A 24,458-nucleotide genomic window follows, 5' to 3' on the forward strand; every position below is an offset into this window, starting at 1 on the left:
TGAACTCCTTTTATCTAATCTTTTTTATTTTTTAGTTCACGCCAACAAACTCGAGCGGGTTAAACCATGCGCCATGTGGCAATGGAACCTGGAACCAGAACTCGAACATGAGGTAGAGGGCAACGCTCACTCCAACAGAAACAGCAACCGCCTTCCAAATTGGATATTTTCCTAGCCACACCATAAAGATAGCGATGTAAAGGGCTGAAGAAACATAAATACCAATCAATTGCACGCCCAACACAAAAACGATCGCAGGCAAAAGCACAGCCATAATTTGCTTTAAAGGCTCGCTATCGACAAATGACTCTGTTTTCTTTTTCTTATTAACGATTGCGGCTTGGTAAAGAGTGACTGTGCTTGAAAGCAGAATAATCAAGCTAATGTAGAAGGGGAAATATCCCGCTTCAGGACCGTCAGCGCCCCAACTAGCACCCAACTTCAGGCTGCCTACCATCACCGTCAGGCCAATCGCAATAAATACGAGCGCAGTGATGATATCCATTGCTCTAACGCTGATCGCTGATTCTTGATTTGAATTATTTGTATGTTCAGACATTTGCTTTGTTTATCAATAAAGTTATTAATACACCACTTAAAAATAGGACCCCCTAGTGGAGGCCCTATCCAATTTCCTACAAATTACTTAGCTAAGAAGCCAGCCTCAGACATCAGTTGCTTATGTAAAGCTTCGTTTAATGTGAGCCAGTTTCTGAACTCTTTTCCAGTCATGAATGTCTGATTGAATGCGCCATCAGCCATAAACTTCTTCCACTCTGGTGTAGCACGAACTTTTTTGAACAGCTCGATATAGAAATCAACTTGCTCTTGAGTTACGCCTGGAGCCATAAAGATGCCGCGCAACATCACATAGTCAGTAGGCACGCCAGCTTCTTTACAGGTTGGTACGTCATACCATGACTGTGTATCAGTAACCTTCTCTTTGTATGGCATACGGGTGTCATCAAATACGCACAATGCACGTAATTTATTTGCACGCCACTGAGCAACTGCCTCAATTGGATTGTTTACAGAAGAATCAATGTGGTTACCAACGAGCTGAACAGCAACATCGCCACCCCCTTTGAATGGGATGTAAGTAAATTTAGCGCCAGTGGCTTTTTCAATCGCTACAGTAATGATCTGGTCTTCAGACTTTGAGCCTGTACCGCCCATTTTGAATTTACCTGGGCCTGCTGCCTTAGCCGCATCGATATATTCCTTAGCAGTCTTGTAAGGCTTGTCAACGTTGTCCCATAAAACGAATTGGTCGAGCGCCAACATGGCTACTGGAGTAATGTCTTGCCAGTTAAATGGAACGCCTGTTGCTAATGGAGTAGTAAACAAGTTAGAAAGTGTGATCACAATCTTATTTGGATCACCTTTAGCTTCCTTCATGGCGAGGAAGCCTTCAGCACCAGCACCAGCGCCCTTGTTTACAGGGATCACTGCTTGCTTCATTAAATTGTTTTTAGTGATGATGCCTTGGATCATGCGCGCCATTTGATCAGCGCCACCACCAGGACCAGCAGGAATGATGAACTCAACAGGTTTAGTTGGTTCCCATGCAGCAAATGCAGGTGATGCACCAGCGACACCGAGGGCTAAGGCGGTGGAAATCAATGCCCCTTTTAACTTCATCTTCATATATGCTCCTCCAAAAATGGTTTGCCAATTTATATCTGGCTTATCTAATGTGTGAGTGATTTTTAAACAAGATGACTCAACATAACTTGACTGCCATCAATAATTTCAAAATCGATCCACAAGAGCTTCTGCAATCTAGTAGAAACCCTGATAAATCAAGCCAAAGACAGTCTTGAGTGTACTTAGATCCAGAATAAAAAACTGCATTTAATGCACAATAAATGCACATAACAAAAATGGTTATTAGCTTGGATTGCTGCAAAAGACGGATGAAGTAAAAAGCTAAGTGTTTACCCTAGTAGAGAGACTGGTGCCGCTTGCCGGAATCGAACTGGCGACCTTTTCATTACGAATGAACTGCTCTACCGACTGAGCTAAAGCGGCAAATCCGTTTTTATTCTAGCGAAATCGATCCAGCAGCTTTTTGCTGACCTTATCCAACTGCGTGGAATCTTTAATTAAAAACTGTAGGCCATTGGCATCAGCAATCAACAAAGTATTACCTGCAATTCTGCGGATATGCTCCTCGCCCTTAAGACGAATTCGCGTTGGGCCGCGATCCGTTTCAATATCCCAAATGCTTGGTGTGGCAAATGTCGATACCTTAGTAATTCTGTCAATGACGGGCATAAATTCGCGAGCCGCTAACTCTTCTTCAATCAAAGTGAGTTCTACCTGCGGAATCAGCGCAACGTCTGGATACCAACACACTTCTTTGCCTGACTGGTTCATGATACCAACGCCAGCACTAGGTGCGGTAATAGGGAATGCTCGGACCGGATAAACACCAAGATGTCGCTCACCCTTAGCATCAATAAAAACCAAGCGGCCAAGTGAGTCTCGTTCTAGCTGATGGGTCTTATTCATACACCACCCCCAATATTCTTTGCAATGACTTCTAATTTTTCTTCTTGCTTTTCATCTTGGCGCTCCTCAAGACTCTCACCAATTGCAACGCCCTCAACCAACTCAGCCGCATGACGCAGTTGTGCCTGATACAAGGTGTAGTAAGCCCCTTGAGCATCCATCAATTGTTCGTGTGAGCCAATCTCTACAATCTCGCCCTTATCAAGCACCACCAGGCGATCGGCCTTTCTGAGTGTCGACAAACGGTGTGCGATCGCAATGGTTGTGCGGCCTTTCACTAAGTTATCCAAAGCACGCTGAATCTCTTTTTCGGTAGTGGTATCAACCGATGATGTCGCCTCATCCAAAATCAAAATACTTGGATTAATGAGAAGTGCTCGTGCGATAGAGATTCGTTGACGCTCGCCACCCGATAGAGATTGGCCACGCTCACCCACTAAAGAATCGTAACCCAGTGGCAGTCTCAGAATAAATTCATGGGCGTGTGCTGCTCGAGCCGCTTCAATAATTTCTTCCCGAGTAGCATCAGGTTTTCCATAAGCGATATTCTCAGCAATCGTGCCAAAAAACAAGAATGGCTCCTGTAAGACCAAGCCAATACATTTACGATAGTCAGAGATTCGAATACTCCGAATATCGCGCCCATCGAGTGCGATCGAGCCGGAGCTCACATCGTAAAAACGGCAAATCAGGTTCACTAATGTGCTCTTACCCGAACCACTATGCCCTACCAAACCAATCATTTCACCAGGGGCAATATCCAAATCAATGCCTTTAGATACCGCACGGTTACCGTAGCGGAAACCTACGCCACGCATGGAAATACGGCCTTCAACTGGCCGTTCTAATGGGGCTGGATTAATCGGCTCAGGAACGCTGGATACATGATCCAAAATATCAAAGATACGCTTGGCCCCTGCTGCTGCTTTTTGGGTGTGAGAAACAATTCGGCTCATTGAATCTAAGCGAATGTAAAAGCGTCCGATATAGGCCAAGAAAGCAATCAACACGCCAACGGTGACTTTTTGGTGAGCCACTTGCCAAATACCAAAACCCCACACAACCAATAATCCGGTTTCGGTAAGCAAGGTGACGGTTGGAGAAAATAATCCCCACACACGATTGACGCGATCATTAATTTGTAAATTGTGTTTATTTGAATCTACGAAGCGCTTGAGTTCACGATCTTCTTGAGCAAATGCTTTCACGACACGAATTCCTGGGATGGTGTCGGCCAAGATATTGGTCACTTCAGACCAAATGCGATCAATCTTTTCAAAACCAAAACGCAAGCGATCGCGTACCACATGAATCATCCACACAATAAATGGCAATGGCGCTAGTGTCACCAAGGCAAGCAAGGGATCAATCGATACCAAGATTGCTGCAGTCATGGTGATCATGAGTACATCAGTTGCAAAATCTACGGCGTATAAGGACAAGAAAACGCAGATGCGATCAGTCTCTGCCCCAATACGCGCAATCAAGTCCCCAGTACGCTTTCCGCCGAAATACTCTAAGGAAAGTTTCAGTAAGTGCTCAAAGGTCGTGTTGCGCAAATCAGCGCCGATGCGCTCGCTTACCAATGCAAGTAAATAGGTCTTCCACCAACCCAGAGCCCAAGCGACAATCGCTGCAGCGAATAAAGCCAGCAAATACATGCTCGCCAAATGAAAATCAATTGGATTGCCACGTTCATACGGAATCAAAACATGATCCATTAATGGCATCGTGAGATACGGTGGGATTAGGGTTGCACCAGTAGATAACAAAGTAAGCACAAAACCTAATGCAAGTTGTTTTTTGTATGGCTTTGCAAAACGCCATAATTTAAAGAGCGTCCACGTGGAAGGTGGCGCATCATCCTCTGGATCACAAGTGGGACATGAATCAGAATTTGCTGGCTTTGGACTTAAACAAGCTTGACAAACTTGCTTGTCGTATTCACTAGCTTCTGCATTGTCTTGCTCTTCACCTTTGGATAGCTGCTTAAACCTGGATTGCAAACGCAATATCTGTGGATTGACTGCCAAAGTGAAATACCAAGTCCGAAGCAGGTGATCGGCTGATTCCAGTCTGAGATGACCCACCCCTGCATGGTCGCCGTGCGCTAAATGCTCTTCTCGCCCAATGGGCCAAGACTCAAATTGCTTGCCATCGGTCCAATACAGGCCGTCTTCATTCAGGAATAACAGGCTTTTCTCAAAGCACAATTCCGCATCCAAATCCAACTCTACCCATGCCAGCAAGGCCTCTGGGCTGCGGACTGGAGATTTTTCACCCTGCAAAATAGACTGCCAATAGCTTGGCAATACGGGGGCAAAAGGGAGGATTTCGAGCTTCATCGGTACTAAAAGTATAGTGGAGCTAGATTTTTTAGATTTATAGCTCCTGTCAACTTTAGAGCTCTAAAAAACGTTAAATTGATATAAGTAGGCCTTTTTATGTATTTTTGCTAATTTTGTGAGTTTTAAATAAAAACTATAAATAGAGAGACTGTCTGACGAGTCATGGCCAATGCCCGGCCCCAGCACTCGCAATTTCCCAACATGCCCCAATTACAAGATAAATCGATTGAGATTCTCAGCCACAGGCATCTTCGTGGCCCTAATATGTGGAGCTATAACCCAGCTCTAGAGGTTTTGATTGATATCGGGGATTTAGAAGACTATCCATCAGACAAAATACCTGGCTTCTATGAGCGTCTATGTGCTTGCCTCCCTAGTCTTCATGAGCATCGTTGCAGCTATGGAGAGCCAGGCGGTTTTTTAAAGCGTGTTGAAGAAGGTACCTGGCCTGGTCACATCCTAGAGCATCTAACCATTGAACTGCAAAACTTAGCAGGCATCCCCGGCGGCTTTGGAAGAGCCCGAGATGGAGGCGGTCGAGGCGTTTACAAGGTTATTGTCAGCGCAACAGAAGAGGCGGTAACTCTAAAAGCATTTACACACGCTCGGGACCTTTTGCTAACCTTAATTCAGGATAGTGGCGATCCGATTGCGCAGAAAAATAACATCATCGAAGAGTTACGAGAGTTAAGCGATGATCTGTGCTTAGGGCCCAGTACCGCCTGCATTGTGAATGCAGCTACTGCCCGTGAAATTCCGCATATCCGTTTATCCAGCGGGAACTTAGTTCAACTTGGATACGGCTCTAAACAACGTCGTATTTGGACCGCTGAAACAGACCAAACGAGCGCCATTGCTGAAACGATTTCAAGAGATAAAGACTTAACAAAGAGTTTGTTACGAAGTGCAGGAGTTCCTACTCCAGAAGGTAGAACCGTTACTAGTCCCGATGATGCCTGGGAAGCCGCTCAAGATATTGGTTTACCTGTTGTAGTTAAACCTATTGACGGTAATCACGGTCGCGGCGTATTCATCAATCTTTTCACCCAACAAGAGATTGAAGCTGCTTATGCAGTAGCAATTGATGAAGGCAGCGAAGTGCTTGTGGAACGTCACATTGTCGGTGACGAGCATCGCCTTCTTGTGGTTGGTAATAAAGTGGTTGCCGCTGCAAAAGGAGAGACCGTCTGGGTGACTGGTGATGGTCAACACACTATTCGCGAGCTCGTTCAAATACAAATTAATTCTGATCCACGTCGCGGAAATGCAGAAGAGCACCCACTTAATCCAGTAAAAATTGATTCAGCAGTAGAGCTGGAGCTTGCACGCCAACAACTTACTGGTGAAAGTGTTCCAGCATTAGATCAAAAAGTGCTGATTCAGAGCAATGGTAACGTCGCCTTTGATGTCACTGCCTTAGTTCATCCAGATGTTGCCTATCAAGTAGCTTTAGCAGCGCGCGTCGTTGGTCTTGAGATTGCCGGTATAGATTTGGTTGCGCAAGATATCGGCCGCCCACTGGCTGAACAAAATGCCGCCATTGTGGAAGTGAATGCTGGCCCCGGCCTTCTAATGCATTTAAAACCAGCCAGCGGTAAGCCACAACCCGTTGGCGAAGCAATTGCTGAGCATCTATTCCCTCCAGACTTAGATTTCCGCATTCCTATCATTGGCATCAGCGGCAGCAAGGGCAGAACGATCACCGCTGAAATGGTTGCGCATTTTGCAAGACTCACCAATGTGAATGTTGGATTATCTTCTAGCAAAGATTTATATTTTGGTAGCAGATCTATTACTCGTACCTCTCAATCCAATTGGGAAAATGGTAGACGTACACTACAAAACAGAACAATAGAACTGGCGGTTATCGAAAATAACAATGCCTCACTTTTGCTCGAAGGCTTATCCTATGATCAATGTCATGTGGGGATAGTTCTGAACGTAGATCCTCAAGGTCTATTTCCAGAACACAACATTAGCGATGAAGATCAATTATTTAATGTAGTACGAACTCAGGTTGATGTTGTATTACCTACTGGCGTTTGCGTTCTGAATGCGGATGATGCAATGATTGTGAAGATGGCCGAGCTATCTAAAGGCGAGGTGATGTATTTCTCGGAAAATCGTAATTCAAGCGTCATTACCGAACATCAAAAAAATAAGGGAAGAGTCATTATTGCAACCCCTACAGCCATTACCCTCATGCAAGGTGATTCAGAAACACTGGTAATCCCAGTGCCCTCTTTTATCCAAAATTATCCGAAATCGGAGTGGGCTCCACATTTAAGTCTTGCTGCCGCAATCGGCGCTGCCTGGGCTCTAGAGATTCCATTTAGCATTATTAAAGCAGGAGTGGAAACTTTCATGCCTGATGTCACAAATTCCTCAGGGGTCTAATTGGAAATCACTCGTATCCGCATGCTACGCGGACCCAATTTATGGAGTCGCCATACTGCACTAGAAGCAATTGTCTCTTGTGAAGCATCTGAACGCTCGATTGACTCGATCCCGCAGTTTGAAAATAAGATTCGTGAACGCTTTCCGCAGCTTGGAAGCATGCGTCGTGGCGCCCCTAATGAAAAACTGTCTCTAGCGCACGCTTTAGAATACGCCGCCCTTGGACTGCAAGCACAAGCTGGCTGCCCAGTGACCTTTAGTCGCACAGTTCAAACCATCGATGTTGGGGTGTACCAAGTCGTTGTTGAATACACCGAAGAGGTTGTTGGCCGCATGGCTTTTGACTTTGCCTTTGCACTCATTCAGGCGACATTGAATGATATGCCGCTTGATCTCGCCGCTGCTCTTTCTGAGCTAGAGGCCTTATATGAAGATGTTCGCTTAGGTCCTAGCACTGGATCTATTGTTGATGCAGCTGTACAGCGCAATATTCCCTTCCGCCGCATGACGGAAGGCAGCATGGTGCAGTTTGGTTGGGGCAGCAAACAAAAACGCATTCAAGCGGCCGAGACTAGTGATACCAGTGCAATTGCCGAGGCAATCGCACAAGATAAAGATCTCACTAAAAACTTACTCGCTGCCGCAGGTGTTTCAGTGCCCATTGGTGAGGTTGTGACTACTGCTGATGATGCTTGGCGTGCTGCCCAAAAAATTGGTGGCTCGATTGTTCTCAAACCCAAAGATGGCAATCAAGGTAAAGGTGTAGTAGCCAATATAGAAACTGAAGAAGAGGTTCGCGCTGGCTTTGAGGTCACCCAAGGCTTTGGTCGCGAAACCATTGTTGAGCGCTACCTTCCTGGTGCTGACTATCGTCTACTCGTAGTTGGTAACCGTCTTTCAGCCGCAGCGCGTCGAGAGCCCGCTCAAGTTGTTGGCGACGGTATGCATACTGTTGCCGAATTGGTTGAAATCGAAAACAAAAATCCGTTGCGTGGCGATGGTCATGCAACTGCTCTCACTAAAATTCGGTTTGATGACATTGCTTTAACTCATCTAGCTAGTAATGGACTCACTCCTCAGCATGTTCCGAAAACTGGTGAACGTGTACTACTTCGCAATAACGCGAATCTCAGCACTGGCGGCACGGCCACCGATGTCACTGATGATGTCCATCCCGATGTAGCTGCAAGTGCTGTAGCGGCCGCACAAATGATTGGGCTTGATATTGCAGGTGTAGATATCTTATGTGAATCTATCTACAAACCATTAGAGCAGCAAGGTGGGGGCATCGTTGAGGTCAATGCTGCCCCTGGCTTGCGCATGCACCTCAAGCCCTCATACGGAAAAGGTCGTCCTGTTGGTGAAGACATCATTAATACCATGTTCCCTCCCGGTGATGACGGTCGCATTCCGGTGGTCGCCGTCACCGGAACCAATGGCAAAACAACTACTGTCCGTTTAATTGCCCACCTATTAGATGAGACCGGTCTTCGTGTCGGAATGACGACAACTGATGGTGTCTACATTAATCATCGCTTGATTGACTCTGGGGATTGCAGCGGTCCCAAGAGTGCTCGCAATGTATTAATGCACCCAGATGTTGATGCTGCCGTGCTAGAAACAGCCCGCGGTGGAATGTTACGCGAAGGCCTTGGCTTTGATCGCTGTGAAGTGGCTGTAGTCACCAATATTGGCGAAGGTGATCATCTCGGCTTGAACTACATCACCAGTGTTGAGGATTTAGCGATTCTTAAACGTGTCATCGTGCAAAACGTTGCACCTACTGGCGCCGCCGTACTCAATGCCGCAGATCCTATCGTGGTCAAAATGGGTGATAAGTGCTCTGGCCGAGTGATTTTCTTTGCTCAGAATCAACACCACCCAGTCATTGCAGCACATCGCGCCAAGAATAAGAAGGTGATCTACTTTGATGGCAGCCACATTCTTGCCTCGAAGGGTGCAAAAATTGTGTATCGCTTCCCTGTAAGCGAAATCCCAATCACCCAAAATGGGGTACTCGGCTTCCAAGTAGAAAATGCAATGGCCGCAATCGGTGCCGCCTGGGCACTCGGATTGGATGCTGAGAAAATTGCACGCGCCCTCTACAGTTTTGAAAGCGATGCAAACTCAGTACCAGGTCGTTTCAATCAGTTCCAGCACAACGGTGCAACCGTCATTGCTGACTATGGCCATAATCCAGATGCAATGCGTGCGCTAGCTAGCGCTATTCAAGCCATGAAGCCTAAGAAAAGTCATGTTGTGATTAGTGGTGCCGGCGATCGACGCGATGAAGATATTCGTGATCTCACCCGTATTTTGGGGAACTCATTTGATAACGTCATCTTGTATCAAGATGCTTGCCAACGCGGTCGTGAAGATGGCGAAGTACTTAAACTATTGCAAGAAGGCTTAGTAGGCGCAACTAAAGCCAAGCAAGTGAAAGAAATTCACGGGGAATTTAAGGCGATTGATACCGCTCTAGAGGATATCTCTGCTGGAGATATCTGCCTCATTCTGATTGATCAAGTAGAAGAGTCGCTTGCCTACCTCAAAGAAAAAGTAAAGCCCTAAGATCAAACTTGGGCTATCGCTTACGAATGGTATTGCCGTAAGCGATCAATTTCTTCTTTAGACCCCAACATCACTGAGACACGCTCATGCAAACCTGTAGGCTCTAGATCCATAATGGTCTGAGTACCATTAATGGAAGCGCCACCAGCCTGCTCTACCAAGAAGCTCATTGGATTGGCTTCATACATTAAGCGCAACTTCCCGGCCTTTTTTGGATCACGTTTATCCCAAGGGTACATAAATACGCCACCCCGAGATAACACGCGGTGCACGTCAGCTACCATGGATGCAATCCAGCGCATATTGAAGTCTTTGTCACGAACACCCGTGGTGCCAGCCAAGCATTCTTCAACATAACGGCGCACCGGATCAGCCCAGTGACGCATATTGGACATATTGATTGCGAACTCTTTGGTAGCAGGGGAGATAGTCACAGCATCTTTAATTAATAAGAATTCGCCAGTCTCTTTATTTAAGGTGAACATCACCACACCATCACCTAAAGTCAGAGCCATTGTAGTTTGCGGGCCATAAACCACGTAGCCAGCAGCCACTTGGTGACGTCCTGATAATAAGAAATCAGAGGTCTGCAAAGGCGTATTAGGATCTTGCTTCTTGAGAATGGAAAAAATGGTTCCAATAGAAACATTTACATCAATATTAGATGAGCCATCGAGTGGATCAAACAAGAGTAGGTAATCACCGGTTCCCTGCACTGGTACAGGCAATTCCATTTCTTCAGAGGCAAGACCAGCAAGTGATTTGCAGCCTTTGACGCCATCCATTAATTGGTCATTAGCAATGATGTCGAGTTTTTGCTGTACTTCACCCTGTACGTTACCGCTACCAGCAGAACCTAGCAAACCAATCAAAGCACCCTGGGCTACTTCATGACTTAAGGTCGAGCAGGTATTGACTACTGCGAGCAATAAATCTTGCAGGCCAGCAGGAATAGCGACGCCTTTAGGTTTAGCGCTTACTAAATATTGCTTGAAGTTGTTATTGGTGCTTGAGGACAAAAGTATTTCTCCAATGGTTAATGCTAATGACGTTCTTTAGGACTCTATTTTGCCCTGTTATCCAAAAGACTAGTTACCTAAAGCCTTGCCAATCACCTCTCGGGTATCTGGAGAAAGGGTTGGACATGCTGCCACGCGCTCTAGAGCTGCTTTCATCTTATCTTGATAGGGTTGGGCAAATAAACGCCAGCGATCCAAGGCTCTCGCCAAGCGAGCTGCAACCTGAGGGTTAATTGGGTCTAAAGCCAGAACGCTATCAGCCCAAAACTCGTAACCACTGCCATCCGCCTGGTGAAAGCTTGCAGGATTATTGGAGCAGAAAGCATGAATCACGCTACGGACGCGATTCGGGTTATTCATCTTAAATGCAGGATGCTCACGTAATTTCTTGACATCGCCCAGGGTTGACTCAAGACCATCAACGGGTGGACGACTTGATTGCAATCCAAACCACTTATCAATGACCAAGGCATCATTAGCAAAGCGCTCATAGAAATCAATCAAGCAGTCTTTTGCTTCCTTCGCCCCATGAGTCACCAAGCCAGCTAAAGCAGCATAGCGATCAGTCATATTGTCAGCAACGCGGTATTGATTTACTGCCATTAGCGCCCAAACATCCTTATTGGCTTCCAGCAACATACTCAGAGCTAGGTTCTTTAGAGCGCGCTTACCAGAATCGACTGCATCAGACTTAAATGGCCCCGGTGTTTGCATTTGTTGATAGATTGCAGCCCACTCTAATTGCAACTGCTTCGCAATTTCTCTGCGGAATGCACGGCGTGCGGCAAAGATTTTCTGTGGATCTACGCTAGCGCACTGCTCGTAAAGATATGACTCTGCAGGTAGCGTCAAGGCAAGCTCTTTAAAGGCTGGATCCAGCTTAGGGTCTAGCAAGAGATCGCGATAGGCATTAATCAATTTCTCATCAGGCAAACGATTGTTCAAAATCATTTGCATCGCTAGCCTCTGAGCAGCTTCCCAGCGGCTAAAGGGATCATCATCGGATGAGAGCAGCGTCAAAAGGTCAGCTTCACTTTGCTCAAAATCTAAATGGATTGGGGCTGAGAAATTCCGATTAATCGACAGCACTGGGCGCTCATCAATATTGTCAAAAGTCCAAGTTTGATTGGCTTGCATCAATTCTAATAACTGCTCTACTTGATCATTACCTTTAGTAATCAAGCGCATCTTCAGTGGAATATGAAAAGGTTTTTTCTCAGACTGACTTGGACTTGGGGCGCAGCTTTGAGTCAATGTGATTTGATACTGTTTTTTGCTCGCATCGTAATGCTCTTGAACTTTCACTCTCGGGGTACCTGCTTGGCTGTACCAATTTCTAAATTGGGTGAGGTCTCTGCCATTAGCATCTGCCATTGCCAGCAAGAAATCATCGCAAGTAACCGCCTGGCCATCATGGCGCTTGAAATACAAATCCATACCCTTACGGAAACCCTCTTTACCGAGTAAGGTCTGATACATGCGAACTACTTCTGAGCCCTTCTCATACACAGTCACGGTATAGAAGTTGCTAATTTCCTGATATTCATCTGGACGAATAGGGTGAGCCATCGGACCTGCATCTTCAGGGAACTGCAGTTGACGCAGCAAACGGACATCTTCAATGCGCTTAACCGCCCTGCCCGATTCACTACCCATTTGATCAGCAGAAAACTCTTGATCTCTAAATACCGTTAAGCCTTCTTTGAGAGATAGCTGGAACCAATCCTGGCAAGTTACTCGGTTACCAGTCCAGTTATGGAAATACTCGTGTGCAACAACGCTTTCAATATTGGCGAAGTCTGCATCGGTTGCCGTTTCAGGTTGTGCGAGTACAAACTTGGTATTGAATATATTCAACCCTTTGTTTTCCATCGCGCCCATATTGAAGTCACCCACTGCCACAATCATGAAGCGCTCTAAATCTAACTCCAGGCCAAAACGTTTTTCATCCCAATGAATCGAGGCGATTAAAGAATCCATGGCATGACGTGTTTTCTTCAGATCATGGGGCTCCACCCAGATCTGCAAGAGCTTCTTCGCGCCACTGCTAGTAGTAATAGTCTCCTCAACGCACTCTAACTTACCGACCACCAGCGCAAATAAATAAGATGGCTTGGGAAATGGATCTTCCCAGGTAGCGCTATGCCATCCGTTTGGCAATTTTTCAGTATTGAGTAAGTTGCCATTTGACAAAAGAACGGGGTACTCAGCTTCGCGGGCACGCAATGTCACGCGATAGCGTGCCATTACATCAGGGCGATCTAGGAAGTAAGTAATCTTTCTGAAGCCTTCAGCCTCACATTGCGTAAAGAAGTTTCCATTCGAAACATATAGGCCCATGAGAGAGGTGTTTTTCTCAGGAACACAAACGCAAATGATTTCAACAATGAATTTATCCTTACCTTCATTTGGCAAAGAATGAATAGTCAAAAATTCAGGGGTGAGCTCAAAGTGGCGATGAGCCTCTCCATTAATACGCAAACTCACAAACTCCAACTCTTGGCCAACCAACACTAATGGTGCCCCTGCTTCAAAGCTCTTGCCTGGCAAGACCTCAATCCGACTTTTGATAATCGTACGTGCGGGATCTAAAGCTATATCAAGCTCTACTTGATCAAAGGTATAAACAGGAGGACGGTATTCGAGCCGACGAAAGCTCTGTGGCAGATCAGTTTTCATGGGTTTATTTTAAGCCTTGGCTAGAGTCGCTGCAGACTCGCCATTAGGGCTACTAACCCCAGATCAGCGTGGCAATACCAATGGCAATAAAGGTCACGGCGGCAACGGCATGCACCCACTTAATGGGCATACGCTTGGTAAATTTTTGACCAATCCAGACTGCTGGAGCATTGGCCAGCATCATCCCTAATGTGGTGCCAACCGTTACAGAGAAAACATCTTCATAGCGCGCACCTAGAGCAATCGTTGCAATTTGGGTCTTATCCCCCATCTCAGCCAAGAAGAATAGGCCAACCGTTAGCAGAAATACTTGCCATGCACGATCAGCTACCTTTGATCCGGCTGCATCGTCAATATGATCCGGGACAAGGAGCCATAGCCCGATTCCTAAGAAGCTCAAACCTAAAATCCAGCGCATCACATCTGGAGAAACCAAAGTCGTGAGCCAATGGCCCAGCAAAGCTGCGCAAGCATGATTAGCAATAGTGGCAATCAATATGCCCATAATAATTGCTAAGGCCTGCTTGGGATAGCGTGCCGCCAACATCAAAGAGAGAAGTTGAGTTTTATCACCCATCTCCGCTAAGGCGACAACGCCAGTAGAGAGGGCTAGAGCAGAAACATCCATGAAGGTAGTGGTTCCAGTAAATACAGCAATCAGTAGTACGTTGAGGATAGTTTAAATCCCCAGCGTACCCACAAGCCACAAGAACTACTAATCTCTATAAAACCAGCTTAAGCAAGCAAGAGCTCTTCTGCCAAAGAAAAGTCTAGGCCTTGTGCTAGAGCCACTGGTTGAGAGGTTAATGCCCCCTTATGCACACTTAGACCGTTTCGCAAGTGATGATCTATCGATAAGGCTTTCATAACACCACGGTTGGCTAAGGCCTCTACAAATGGATAGGTGGCGTTGGTTAATGCAAAAGTGGAGGTTCTTGCAACCGCACCAGGCATATTGGCAACGCAATAATGCAATACACCATCTACTAAGAAAGTGGGGTCAGCATGTGTAGTAGGCCTAGAAGTTTCAAAGCATCCGCCCTGATCAATTGCCACATCCACCACTACTGAGCCTGGCTTCATTTTTTTCACCATCTCATGGGTAACCAACTTTGGCGCTGCGCCACCGGGCAGCAACACTGCACCAATTACAACATCTGCCTCACAGACTTCTTGCTCTATTAGTAAGTTATCAGAATAAAAGGTTCTTACGCGGTTGCCGTAATGCATATCGATCTGACGTAAGCGATCTATGTCACGATCAAAGATGCAAATATCAGCGCCCATACCGACAGCCATTTGCAAAGCATTACGTCCTACGACCCCGCCACCCAAAATTACGATCTTCGCTGGAGATACACCCGGTACACCTGCCATCAGTACGCCCAAGCCGCCATGCGTTTTTTCTAAATGAGAGGCTGCAGCCTGAATCGACATGCGACCAGCGACCTCGCTCATCGGCGCCAATAGTGGCAGAGCCCCATTCACAGCAGTTACTGTTTCATAGGCAATGCAAGTGGCGCCAGAATCAAGCAAAGCCTTGGTCTGCTTTGGATCTGGCGCTAAATGTAGGTAAGTAAACAGAATCTGATCTTCGCGGAGCATTGCACACTCTTGTGCTTGAGGCTCCTTGACCTTCACAATCATCTCGGCCTTATGAAACACTTCTGCCGCACTATCAATCAGGGAAGCACCAGCAATTCGATAAGACTCATCTGTGAGGCCAATCTGCTCACCCGCACCCCGCTGAACCAGAACGGTATGGCCTTGTTTACAAAGCCCCCTGACATTTCCCGGAGTTAATCCAACTCGGAACTCATTATTTTTAACTTCTTGCGGTACACCAATAATCATTGTTATCTCCCTTTATTTAAATTCACGATTACTTTTTGTTTTATGGTGTAAGCCAACGATATAAAACATCGCCAGATACACCGCTAATAGACACGGCCCTAATAACAAAGCGATCCGTGCATCCTCATGAAAACCCATCAGCACAACTACCAAGAAAATGAATGCCAGAGCAAACCATGAGGAATACGGATACCAAGGAGTGCGATACGCAAGTTCAGCGGCCTGGGCCTTAGTTAATGAGCGGCGGAATTGAAGTTGCGTAAATAAGATCGCAATCCAGACCATCAAACCAACAAAGGTCACTGCAGCCATGATGTATTGGAATGCCTTATCAGGCACAAAGTAGTTCAAGACAACGCCTGTCATACAGACCGCAACGGTGACGATCACTGCTCGATGGGGAACGCCGTACTTTGATAACTTTGCAAACGGGGCTGGAGCGTAACCATTGCTCGATAGCGAGTACAAGAGTCGGCCACCACTGAAGATCCCGGCATTACATGATGACAGCGCCGCAGTAATGACAACAAAGTTAATCAAGCCAGCGGCTTCCCGCAGACCAATACGCTCAAACATCACCACAAAGGGGCTACCCTGCTGACCTACTTCGTTCCAAGGGAAAATCGCCAGAATGACCAAGATGGCTCCCATGTAGAAAATCAAGATGCGCCACGCTAGTGAGTCAATTGCCATGGGGATTGTTTTGCGCGGATTCTCTGCCTCACCAGCAGATAAGCCAATCATCTCAATACCAACATAGGCAAATAGGACCATCTGTAGTGAGAGCAACATTCCACTAATACCATTCGGGAAGAAGCCACCGTGTTGCCATAGATTACTCAAACCAATCGGCTGCCAATCATTGGTAAAACCAAACAAGATCACTGATCCACCGAGAGCAATCATGGCAATAATTGCTACTACCTTAATTAAGGCAAACCAGAATTCAAATTCACCAAATACTTTGACGGCGATGAGATTGATTAAACCCATCATCACGATCGAAGACAGCGCCCAGACCCACTGTGGCGTTTCTGGGAACCAAATGCCCATGTAAATACCAACCGCAGTGACCTCAGCAATGCCAACCACAACCCAATACGTCCAATAGCCCCAGCCGACCATATAACCTGCCAATGGGCCCACATAGCTGTTGGCATAAGCTGCAAAGGATCCCGCGACAGGCTCATGCACCGCCATTTCACCAAGTGCGCGCAATACGATAAAGGCAACGATTCCTGCTAGTAAATAGCCCAAGAGAATCGACGGCCCAGCAATTTTGATTGCACTTGCTGATCCTAGAAATAAACCAACGCCAATCGTTGACCCTAATGCCATCAAGCGAATGTGTCTTACTTTGAGATGGCGTTTTAAGCCAGTGTGTTCAGTCTGCAAAAGAGACCTCCTTTCGATTTGTCATTGGCTGATTTACCAACGAAGCAGAGTCTAGGGAGTGCTTGGCAGATGTACTAGGGGATAAAAATACCTAAAGTGATTAAAGATATAAAAAGGAAATTGCTTAAATGAGAAATGTCTTTTAAATCAAGAGCAAGGAAAGTCAGAAATAATTTCTGATTGCAAAATAATCAGTAATTTCCTACAGGGAATCCCCTTAAGGAATTAGTGCAAGTAAAGTTGTAGCTAAGCTTGGGCAGCTATGAGATTCAAAATCTCAGCAGCAGCTGCAAGGCCGCAGGCCGCAGTCACCATCACGGTAGAACCATATCCCGAGCACGCTAAGCCACCATTCGCAGCGCCAGCCCTAGGCTCATGGGAGTAAATCGCACGAATCCCAATTTTCTTCTTTAAGTTTCTGGAGAAGCCGTGATCTTGTCTGAGTCCTTGTCTTACTTTTGCCAATAAGGCATCTTGCTCAGTTCGAGAGAGATCATCACAACGCACCGAGGTTGGATCAGTCTTACCGCCAGCAGCTCCACACATGACTAGTGCACGATTATTTTTATTTGCCCATACCGATAACGCAATTTTGGTTTGCACTGAATCCGTAGCATCTAATACCAATGCATTATTTGGTATGAGTACATCTAAATTTTCTGGAGTTAAAAATTCATCGCAAGGAGTTAATGTGATCTCTGGATTAATTTGCAAAATACGCTGCGTCATCGCCTCAACTTTGGCCTTGCCGTACTGACCCTCGAGAGCATGTAATTGACGATTAGTATTACTCTCCGCAATATGATCAAAGTCAACCAAGACAAGGTGACCAATTCCGGTTCGAGCTAATGCCTCAGCTGCCCAGGAGCCAACCCCACCTAGACCAGCCACCACCACCGTAGCATTACGAAAACGCTCACGCAGCTCTGAGCCATAGAGTCTAGAGACCCCGCCAAAACGACGATCTTCGGTACTTTCTTCTATCTTGTCTTCTGCCATAGCTTCTTTATACTGAAATAATGGACTCTATTGCTCAACTTCGTAAAAACTATACCTTTGGCCAGCTTTCAGAAACTGACGTTCCGGGTAATCCAATTCCACTTTTTCAACTTTGGTTTGACCAAGCTGTGAGAGCGGAGTGCCCTGAACCCAATTCCATGACTTTGGCTACAGCCGATAAAGCAGGTAATCCATCAGCTCGTATTGTCTTACTAAAAGGCGCAGACGAAAACGGTTTCACCTTTTTTACTAACTATAAGAGCCAAAAAGGCAAAGAATTGGCGATCCGACCTCAAGCCGCACTGCTTTTTCATTGGCATGAACTAGAGCGTCAAGTGCGAATTCAAGGAGTTGTAGAGCGAGTGAGCGCCGCAGAAAGTGATGAATACTTCCACTCTAGGCCTCCTGCATCACGGATTGGCGCTTGGGCTTCCCCACAAAGTTCAGCCATTCCAAATCGTGAGTTTTTGGAGGAAGCTGAGAAACGCTTCACCGCAGAGTTTGGAAATACCCCACCACGGCCCGAGCATTGGGGCGGGTATCGCTTACGCCCAACTGAAATTGAATTCTGGCAAGGCCGCCCTTCCAGGTTACACGATCGCATTCACTACAAGTTCAATGGATCGACTTGGCAAGTAAACCGCCTAGCTCCTTAAGAGTATTGCGGCGCTATCAGCGCTTTAAATTTCGCCCTGAACTTTGCTAACTTAGGCGCAACCACTGCCATGCAATAACCTTGATTAGGGTGTTGCGCAAAGTAATTCTGGTGATAGTCCTCAGCAGGGAAAATCGTAGGTGCCGCATCAATTTGTGTCACTACTGTCCTAGAGTAAATTTTAGAATCGTCAAGCTCTTTAACTACCTCGTGCGCAATGTTGGATTGCTCATCGCTGTGCGTAAAGATGACCGATCGATATTGAGTGCCATGATCGTTACCTTGGTAGTTCAATGTCGTGGGATCATGAATCACAAAGAAGATCTCCAATAGATCTCGAAAGGAAATGACTTGGGGATCAAAGAGGATGTCCACAATTTCCGCGTGCCCTGTAACGCCAGTACAAATCGCTTCATATGTGGGATTAGGTCTTGTGCCTCCAGCATATCCAGAAACGACTGATTTAACCCCGGAAACTTGCTGATAAACAGCCTCAAGGCACCAAAAACAGCCGCCGCCCAAAGTTGCGCGCTCTAAAGTGGTTTGGTTTTTATCAAGGGTTTCGTTCATGGCTTTATCCTAATGCCTTATTTCAATATCTGCCAACTATTAAAAACTATGAATCGCTTCACCATCCAGCTTGATGAAATTAAAGCAGCCTATGCTGCTGAGCCAAATCCCAGCCTTGAGGTCAGATTGGAGCGTATTGGCCGAATCGAGAAAATGATTGAAGCCAATGAAGAAAAGATCTGCAAAGTGTTGACGGCAGACTTTGGAGTTCGCCACCCTATTGAAACGCGCCTTGCTGAATTTCAGATGGTGTATCAGGCCTGTAAGTACACCCGCAAACATCTCAAAGAATGGATGAAGCCTGTGCAAATAGAGGTTCCCTTTTATATGGGCTCTACGGAAGCATGGCTTCAAAGTCAATCAATTGGTGTGGTTGGGATCATGAGCCCCTGGAATTACCCCATTCAATTGGCCCTAGTTCCTGCCATTGCTGCACTTGCTGCTGGAAATCGGGTTTGGCTCAAGCCTTCTGATCGTAGCTCTCGCACCTCTGGATTTTTAGCGGGATTGATTCAAGAATATTTTCACCCAAGTGAATTTTGCGTTAGCACTGGTGGCGTTGACGTAGCAGAACAATTCGCTGCACTAGCATTTGACCATCTCCTGTTTACCGGATCAGAAGCCATTGGTAAAAAAGTAATGCGTGCTGCTGCCGAAAACCTCACTCCAGTGACCTTAGAGCTTGGTGGCAAAACGCCAGCCATCATTGATCCAAGCGCCAAACTTCAAGATGCAGCTGCCGCTATTATTTATGGCAAGCTACTCAATAGTGGTCAAACTTGTATTGCCCCTGATTACATTCTGACTGAACAAAGCAATCAAACGGCATTTATTGAAGCGCTACAGACTGAAGCCCAAACTCAATTTAGTAATCCTGAAGAGCTCACAGGCCCCATTGATGATGATCAGTTGCAATATTGGCAACACATAGTTAGTGATGCGCTAGATCGCGGTGCAAAAGCCATTCCACTACTCAAAAATCCATCCGCTGGAGCTAGAAGGTTTGCGCCTGTTCTACTGATTGATGTGCCGCCTCAAGCTCGCGTTCTGCACGAAGAAATTTTTGGCCCCATTCTGCCAATCGTAACTATTGCAGACACTGCCGCAGCCGTTACTTATGTTAACAGCAGACCACGCCCCTTAGCCCTCTACTGGTTTGGCAAAGAAAAGAAGAATATGCAGCGCGTTCTAGATGAAACTCGCTCTGGTGGTGTGACAATTAATGACACCTTATTGCACGCCGCTGTAGAGTCTTTACCATTTGGTGGAATTGGTGCTAGCGGCATGAGTTCCTATCACGGTAAAACGGGCTTCGATACTTTCAGCCATGCAAAACCTATTTTGGAAGTACGTGGCTTTTTGGGCAGCAATCTTCTCAAGGGCACTAAACCTGCTCGACCGCCCTATGGAAAAAAGACTGAGCGCCTCTTAAAGCAGCTAAAGTAATTAAGCAATTAATAGGCGTAGAGCAAATCCAATAAATAACAGCCCCGCCAACATCCAGAGACTAGCGCCCCAGCGTGGATGACTCTCAAAAAATCTTGAGCAGAATTGGCCTATGCAAATCAAGGCCGCCAGATAGGTCATGCTCATCAGCTGCAAAACGGTTGCTAGATATAAAAAGGTATATGCAGGATTATCAAAATCGGGGCGAATAAACTGTGAAAAGAAGGCGATGAAGAAAAAAATTGCCTTAGGATTGGTCAGTGATAAAAGAAGTGCCGCTGTGAATGGATGTAATTGCATAAGACGCGCTTGGATTTCATAAACTTCTGAAGGTCTGCCCAATGCCCAACGCTGTTGACCACTCCGCAGCAAGCCAATCCCCATCCAGGCTAGATAGGCCGCACCCAGAACTCGGATGATGGCAAAAAGCACTGGTGATGACATTAACAATGAACTAGCGCCCAAGGCAACTGCAAGCATCAAAACTAAATCACCGATAAAAATGCCCAGCGCTGCCCAAGCCCCAAATTTCCATCCTCTTTGCGTTGCAGTAGTTAAGACATAAAGTGAGTTGGGACCCGGCAATAAAATGATGAAGAGGGTGCCGAGCAAATAGCTCGTGAAATCAACAATTCCTGCGTTTGAAGGGTTGAATAGGTCTAAAGAGAAAAATTCCATCTCTCCATCATAATTAATTCGGGAAAACCCTTGTAATCACCCCCTCAAACTGTCATAATGAGAGGCTTTTTAAAGCAATTTGATTCATCGCCCCCCAGCTATATTTCAGCGTACCGTTTAGAAGTCATAAACACCGAAGTTCATAAAACGCGCTGCCGCCTGTCTGATGGTCGATGCCTTTGACCATCGCATCCCATAAAACCATGGATGCAACATACGGAGACATCCCTTTGAGGGGATGTGTAATAGCATGACTTTTTCTAAAGAAACTAAACACGAGTCGAAAGACTCAAAAAGCGCTGGAAATGAATTCCAGAATTTCGCCCTAGCGGCACCACTCCTAAAAAACGTTGCTGAACTGGGTTTTACCCAAGCCACTTCCGTGCAAGCACAGGTTATTCCTGCTGCTTTAGCTGGTGGTGACTTATTGGTCAGCAGCCAAACCGGTAGCGGTAAAACCGCAGCCTTTTTATTGCCTTTGATTAATCAACTCATCGAAGATAACCCGAATAATTCACCTGTACCAGGTCGCGCACAACCTAAAGTATTAGTGCTCTGTCCTACTCGTGAATTAGCTCAACAGGTTACTGCTGATGCGGTGAACTTAGTTCGTGGCATGAAGGGAATCCGTATTGCAACTGTCATGGGCGGCATGCCTTATGGCAAACAAATCCAAGCTCTGAAAGGTGCCTTGTTAGTTGTTGCAACCCCAGGTCGTTTACTCGACTTGTGCGATAGCAAAGCAATTCGCTTAGATGATGTAAAGCAACTCGTCATTGATGAAGCTGATCGCATGCTTGACATGGGTTTTGCTGACGATCTCGAGGCAATTGATAAGCGTTGTGCGGGTCGCAAGCAAACTTTGATGTTCTCTGCGACCTTTGCGCCAAAGATTATGTCTCTAGCAAATGCATTGACTACAGATGCTAAGCGAATTGAACTTGCTCATGCAGGCGAAAAGCACGCTAACATCGAACAGAAGCTGCATTGGGCTGACAGCATGTCACATAAACATAAATTACTTGAGCACATTTTGGCTGATGCTAGTTTGGATCAAGCAGTTGTGTTCGCAAGCACCCAAGTTGAAAGCGAAAAAATCGCTGACACATTGCGTGCAAATGGTTATGAAGCAACTGCCCTACACGGTGCAATGCCTCAAGCTGTACGTATGCGTCGCCTAGAGTCCTTACGTAAAGGTCATACCAAGATTTTGGTAGCAACTGACGTAGCGGCTCGCGGTATTGATGTGCCACGTATTAGTCACGTGATTAACTTTGGCTTGCCAATGAAACCAGAAGACTACACACACCGTATTGGTCGTACTGGTCGTGCTGGTCGCAATGGCGTAGCAATCACTTTGGTTGAACATCGCGATCGCGCGAAGATTCGCAATATCGAGCGTTTTACACAGCAAGATATCGTAGCTTCAGTCATCGCTGGTCTTGAGCCACAAGCCAAGCCAAGCTTTGGTGGAGGCGGTGGTCGTCCCGGCGGTCGTTCTGGTGGTGGCGGTGGCGGTCGTTCTGGTGGTGGCGGTGGTGGTCGTTATGGCTCAGGCGCACGTTCTGAATCGCGTTTTGGTGGTGGTGGCTCAGGCGGTGGTAATCGCTCAGGCAATCATTTCGAAGCCCGTTCGAATGGCTCCGCTGATTCACGCCCTGCTCGTTCCGCTGACTCACGTCCGGCACGTCCTGCAGGCCCACGTTTTGCTAAACCAAAGTCTGGCGGTCAACGTCGGAACTTTAGCGGCAGCTAAATATGATTCACCGTAATCGTCTCCGTTCTTCATGGAATCGAGTCGGTTCCGGTGGAATTCATCGGGCGCCACGAAAGTGGCAACTCTGGCTTAGCGATACTGGGTCACTCACCCAAAAAATTGAGAAAGCTATTGGTCAAAAACTCGAAGTTCAAGTTTTACGAGACTGCCCTCAATCACTAAATAGTGACGAAAGTCGCTATTTCCACTTCAAGATTAGACGCTGTAGAGTACGTGAAGTGCTTTTATGCGCAAACAATATTCCTTTGGTGATGGCGCATAGCGTTATTCCTACTTTGAGCTCTAGTGGCAGCAATCATGCGGTGCTGCGGCTTGGCAGCAAGCCTTTGGGAGCGGTGCTCTTTGCTAAAACACGCAAACACTCCAAAGCAAAGCCGCCGCGAGATATTGCACGCTTAGATAAGAGTAGTGCTTTGTGGAAAAAGTGCTCTAAGAATTATCCTGAATTGAGTTCACCCCTGTGGGCTCGTCGCACCCTTTATAAACTCAAAGGACATCCAATTCTGGTAAATGAAATTTTTTTGCCAGCCTTACTTCGATTCTCAAAAGCTTAGATCGTTAGCCAGGCTAAGCTGGCTTTAATGAGAGCCTCGTCACCAGGGTCGGTGGTAAATACTTCTCCAAATCCAACCTGCTCAGCCGCATCCGCAATATTATGGTGTGAGCATAAGGCACTTGCACTTTGTAGACCCTGATGAAATTGATCCTGAAGCACTTGACCTAAATAACGTACTGCTTCAGATGATGTGAGTAACCAAAGTGATTTTGAGAAATCCATCTCATGAATTGCGTGCCAAGCAGGATTATCAAGATCTAACGGTACGCGAGTGTATGTAGAAATCGCCTCAACCGTTGCGCCTGCTTTTACTAAGGTGTCAGCTAACCACTCACGACCACCCTCGCCTTTAAAGATAATGACCTTCTTGTGATTCCAGTCCCAGCCAAGAGCTTGTAACTCATGCCATAAACCCTCTGAATCCCACTGCTCATTATTCTGAGGAATGATGACAGGCGTAGGATTTTTTTCTTGGCCAATGCCATGATTTTGAAGTGCCAATTTGCTACTGCCACCCATTACACCGACTGGAATAATCTTCTTAGAAAATTCTTGCCAATCACGCTCTAATAAACGCATCACACATTCAATAGCATTGGGACTAACGAAGATTGCAAGATCTGCATCTGTTAAAGCGGTAGCCATGTGATCTGCAAGCCGATCATCTGTCTTAGGCACAATAGTTAGCAATGGCAATGAGACTATTTCTGGGAGGCTACGCTTAGCAACGCCACTTTGCTCGATGCTATTCGTGAGAACCTCTATCAACTGTCGCGCTTGCCCGCTAGGTCTAGTGATGATGATGGTTTTAGTGCTCATCGCTGCAATGATTTTATTTAGTAATCTTCGGAATCAATTCCGCCGCACCTTGCGCTAGTAAATCTTGGGCAACAGCCAAACCTAGTGCTTCTGCATCGGCAAGTGATTGCACTACTCCTTTGCCATGGGCTAGGCAGATGGCTTTGCCATCAGTGCTCGCGACAAAAGAGCGAATTTGCAG

General features: G+C 46.4%; 19 protein-coding genes and 1 tRNA gene. 6 read left to right on the plus strand and 14 right to left on the minus strand.

The window, feature by feature from the left end; all coding sequences use genetic code 11:
* Positions 1 to 31: 31 nt before the first annotated feature.
* The 5 genes from ICN17_RS10220 to ICN17_RS10240 form a co-directional block, all read right to left on the minus strand.
* On the minus strand, positions 32 to 559 hold the full coding sequence (locus ICN17_RS10220; RefSeq protein WP_216237513.1) for a tripartite tricarboxylate transporter TctB family protein: 528 nt from the start codon (positions 557 to 559) through the stop codon (positions 32 to 34).
* An 83-nt stretch (positions 560 to 642) separates the two neighbouring features.
* Entirely contained in the window at positions 643 to 1,641 is a 999-nt protein-coding gene (locus ICN17_RS10225; protein ID WP_216237670.1) for a tripartite tricarboxylate transporter substrate binding protein, read from the minus strand.
* Positions 1,642 to 1,955: 314 nt separating this feature from the next.
* Positions 1,956 to 2,031, minus strand: a tRNA-Thr gene (locus ICN17_RS10230).
* Between the two features lie 15 nt (positions 2,032 to 2,046).
* A complete protein-coding gene (locus ICN17_RS10235) occupies positions 2,047 to 2,514 on the minus strand; it encodes a DUF1854 domain-containing protein (RefSeq protein ID WP_216237516.1) in 468 nt (155 codons plus the stop codon).
* Entirely contained in the window at positions 2,511 to 4,859 is a 2,349-nt protein-coding gene (locus ICN17_RS10240) for an ABC transporter ATP-binding protein (RefSeq protein WP_216237518.1), read from the minus strand. Before ICN17_RS10240 ends, ICN17_RS10235 begins: the two co-directional genes overlap by 4 nt.
* Before the next feature lie 204 nt (positions 4,860 to 5,063).
* Between ICN17_RS10240 and cphA (ICN17_RS10245) the strand changes: the two genes are divergently transcribed.
* Positions 5,064 to 7,259, plus strand: a complete 2,196-nt coding sequence (cphA, locus tag ICN17_RS10245; protein WP_216237520.1) for a cyanophycin synthetase — start codon at positions 5,064 to 5,066, stop codon at positions 7,257 to 7,259.
* Positions 7,260 to 9,830, plus strand: a complete 2,571-nt coding sequence (gene cphA / locus ICN17_RS10250) for a cyanophycin synthetase (protein ID WP_216237521.1) — start codon at positions 7,260 to 7,262, stop codon at positions 9,828 to 9,830.
* A gap of 20 nt (positions 9,831 to 9,850) precedes the next feature.
* Here the strand turns inward: cphA (ICN17_RS10250) and ICN17_RS10255 are convergent, their stop codons facing one another.
* The 6 genes from ICN17_RS10255 to ICN17_RS10280 form a co-directional block, all read right to left on the minus strand.
* Complete coding sequence (locus ICN17_RS10255) at positions 9,851 to 10,849, minus strand: class 1 fructose-bisphosphatase (RefSeq protein ID WP_216237523.1); 999 nt, start codon at positions 10,847 to 10,849, stop codon at positions 9,851 to 9,853.
* A 69-nt stretch (positions 10,850 to 10,918) separates the two neighbouring features.
* Entirely contained in the window at positions 10,919 to 13,528 is a 2,610-nt protein-coding gene (gene pepN / locus ICN17_RS10260) for an aminopeptidase N (RefSeq protein WP_216237525.1), read from the minus strand.
* Between the two features lie 52 nt (positions 13,529 to 13,580).
* A complete protein-coding gene (locus ICN17_RS10265) occupies positions 13,581 to 14,156 on the minus strand; it encodes a TMEM165/GDT1 family protein (RefSeq protein WP_216237527.1) in 576 nt (191 codons plus the stop codon).
* Positions 14,157 to 14,263: 107 nt separating this feature from the next.
* Complete coding sequence (ald, locus tag ICN17_RS10270; protein ID WP_216237530.1) at positions 14,264 to 15,382, minus strand: alanine dehydrogenase; 1,119 nt, start codon at positions 15,380 to 15,382, stop codon at positions 14,264 to 14,266.
* 12 nt (positions 15,383 to 15,394) lie between these two features.
* Positions 15,395 to 16,777, minus strand: a complete 1,383-nt coding sequence (locus ICN17_RS10275) for an amino acid permease (RefSeq protein ID WP_216237531.1) — start codon at positions 16,775 to 16,777, stop codon at positions 15,395 to 15,397.
* A 246-nt stretch (positions 16,778 to 17,023) separates the two neighbouring features.
* On the minus strand, positions 17,024 to 17,776 hold the full coding sequence (locus tag ICN17_RS10280) for a ThiF family adenylyltransferase (protein WP_216237534.1): 753 nt from the start codon (positions 17,774 to 17,776) through the stop codon (positions 17,024 to 17,026).
* 20 nt (positions 17,777 to 17,796) lie between these two features.
* Here ICN17_RS10280 and pdxH point away from each other — a divergent pair, with 20 nt between their 5' ends.
* On the plus strand, positions 17,797 to 18,432 hold the full coding sequence (gene pdxH / locus ICN17_RS10285; RefSeq protein ID WP_216237536.1) for a pyridoxamine 5'-phosphate oxidase: 636 nt from the start codon (positions 17,797 to 17,799) through the stop codon (positions 18,430 to 18,432).
* On the opposite strand, the gene msrA is transcribed toward pdxH, so the two are convergent.
* Complete coding sequence (gene msrA, locus ICN17_RS10290) at positions 18,429 to 19,001, minus strand: peptide-methionine (S)-S-oxide reductase MsrA (protein WP_216237539.1); 573 nt, start codon at positions 18,999 to 19,001, stop codon at positions 18,429 to 18,431. The two genes, pdxH and msrA, sit on opposite strands and share 4 nt — an antisense overlap.
* Before the next feature lie 48 nt (positions 19,002 to 19,049).
* Between msrA and ICN17_RS10295 the strand changes: the two genes are divergently transcribed.
* On the plus strand, positions 19,050 to 20,447 hold the full coding sequence (locus ICN17_RS10295; protein ID WP_216237541.1) for a coniferyl aldehyde dehydrogenase: 1,398 nt from the start codon (positions 19,050 to 19,052) through the stop codon (positions 20,445 to 20,447).
* Here the strand turns inward: ICN17_RS10295 and leuE are convergent, their stop codons facing one another.
* On the minus strand, positions 20,448 to 21,125 hold the full coding sequence (leuE, locus tag ICN17_RS10300; RefSeq protein ID WP_216237542.1) for a leucine efflux protein LeuE: 678 nt from the start codon (positions 21,123 to 21,125) through the stop codon (positions 20,448 to 20,450). It lies immediately after the preceding gene.
* A 250-nt stretch (positions 21,126 to 21,375) separates the two neighbouring features.
* On the opposite strand from leuE, the gene ICN17_RS10305 reads away from it, so the two are divergent.
* Both ICN17_RS10305 and ICN17_RS10310 read left to right on the plus strand, forming a co-directional pair.
* On the plus strand, positions 21,376 to 22,881 hold the full coding sequence (locus tag ICN17_RS10305; protein WP_216237544.1) for a DEAD/DEAH box helicase: 1,506 nt from the start codon (positions 21,376 to 21,378) through the stop codon (positions 22,879 to 22,881).
* Positions 22,882 to 22,883: 2 nt separating this feature from the next.
* Positions 22,884 to 23,456, plus strand: a complete 573-nt coding sequence (locus tag ICN17_RS10310; protein ID WP_216237546.1) for a chorismate lyase — start codon at positions 22,884 to 22,886, stop codon at positions 23,454 to 23,456.
* Here the strand turns inward: ICN17_RS10310 and ICN17_RS10315 are convergent.
* Entirely contained in the window at positions 23,453 to 24,277 is an 825-nt protein-coding gene (locus ICN17_RS10315) for a uroporphyrinogen-III synthase (RefSeq protein WP_216237549.1), read from the minus strand. The genes ICN17_RS10310 and ICN17_RS10315 overlap by 4 nt on opposite strands.
* Positions 24,278 to 24,458 lie beyond the last annotated feature (181 nt).

Source organism: Polynucleobacter sp. 73C-SIWE (assembly GCF_018882465.1).
Lineage (GTDB): Bacteria > Pseudomonadota > Gammaproteobacteria > Burkholderiales > Burkholderiaceae > Polynucleobacter.

What these genes read in the sequence shown, in the direction of transcription:
- cphA (WP_216237520.1), top strand. Translation starts at nt 5,064, where the DNA reads ATGCCCCAATTACAAGATAAATCGATTGAGATTCTCAGCCACAGGCAT.
- ICN17_RS10235 (WP_216237516.1), bottom strand. Translation starts at nt 2,514, where the DNA reads ATGAATAAGACCCATCAGCTAGAACGAGACTCACTTGGCCGCTTGGTT.
- ICN17_RS10240 (WP_216237518.1), bottom strand. Translation starts at nt 4,859, where the DNA reads ATGAAGCTCGAAATCCTCCCTTTTGCCCCCGTATTGCCAAGCTATTGG.
- ICN17_RS10225 (WP_216237670.1), bottom strand. Translation starts at nt 1,641, where the DNA reads ATGAAGTTAAAAGGGGCATTGATTTCCACCGCCTTAGCCCTCGGTGTC.
- leuE (WP_216237542.1), bottom strand. Translation starts at nt 21,125, where the DNA reads ATGGAATTTTTCTCTTTAGACCTATTCAACCCTTCAAACGCAGGAATT.
- pdxH (WP_216237536.1), top strand. Translation starts at nt 17,797, where the DNA reads ATGGACTCTATTGCTCAACTTCGTAAAAACTATACCTTTGGCCAGCTT.
- ICN17_RS10295 (WP_216237541.1), top strand. Translation starts at nt 19,050, where the DNA reads ATGAATCGCTTCACCATCCAGCTTGATGAAATTAAAGCAGCCTATGCT.
- ICN17_RS10220 (WP_216237513.1), bottom strand. Translation starts at nt 559, where the DNA reads ATGTCTGAACATACAAATAATTCAAATCAAGAATCAGCGATCAGCGTT.
- ICN17_RS10305 (WP_216237544.1), top strand. Translation starts at nt 21,376, where the DNA reads ATGACTTTTTCTAAAGAAACTAAACACGAGTCGAAAGACTCAAAAAGC.
- pepN (WP_216237525.1), bottom strand. Translation starts at nt 13,528, where the DNA reads ATGAAAACTGATCTGCCACAGAGCTTTCGTCGGCTCGAATACCGTCCT.
- ICN17_RS10265 (WP_216237527.1), bottom strand. Translation starts at nt 14,156, where the DNA reads ATGGATGTTTCTGCTCTAGCCCTCTCTACTGGCGTTGTCGCCTTAGCG.
- msrA (WP_216237539.1), bottom strand. Translation starts at nt 19,001, where the DNA reads ATGAACGAAACCCTTGATAAAAACCAAACCACTTTAGAGCGCGCAACT.
- ICN17_RS10280 (WP_216237534.1), bottom strand. Translation starts at nt 17,776, where the DNA reads ATGGCAGAAGACAAGATAGAAGAAAGTACCGAAGATCGTCGTTTTGGC.
- ICN17_RS10310 (WP_216237546.1), top strand. Translation starts at nt 22,884, where the DNA reads ATGATTCACCGTAATCGTCTCCGTTCTTCATGGAATCGAGTCGGTTCC.
- ICN17_RS10315 (WP_216237549.1), bottom strand. Translation starts at nt 24,277, where the DNA reads ATGAGCACTAAAACCATCATCATCACTAGACCTAGCGGGCAAGCGCGA.
- ald (WP_216237530.1), bottom strand. Translation starts at nt 15,382, where the DNA reads ATGATTATTGGTGTACCGCAAGAAGTTAAAAATAATGAGTTCCGAGTT.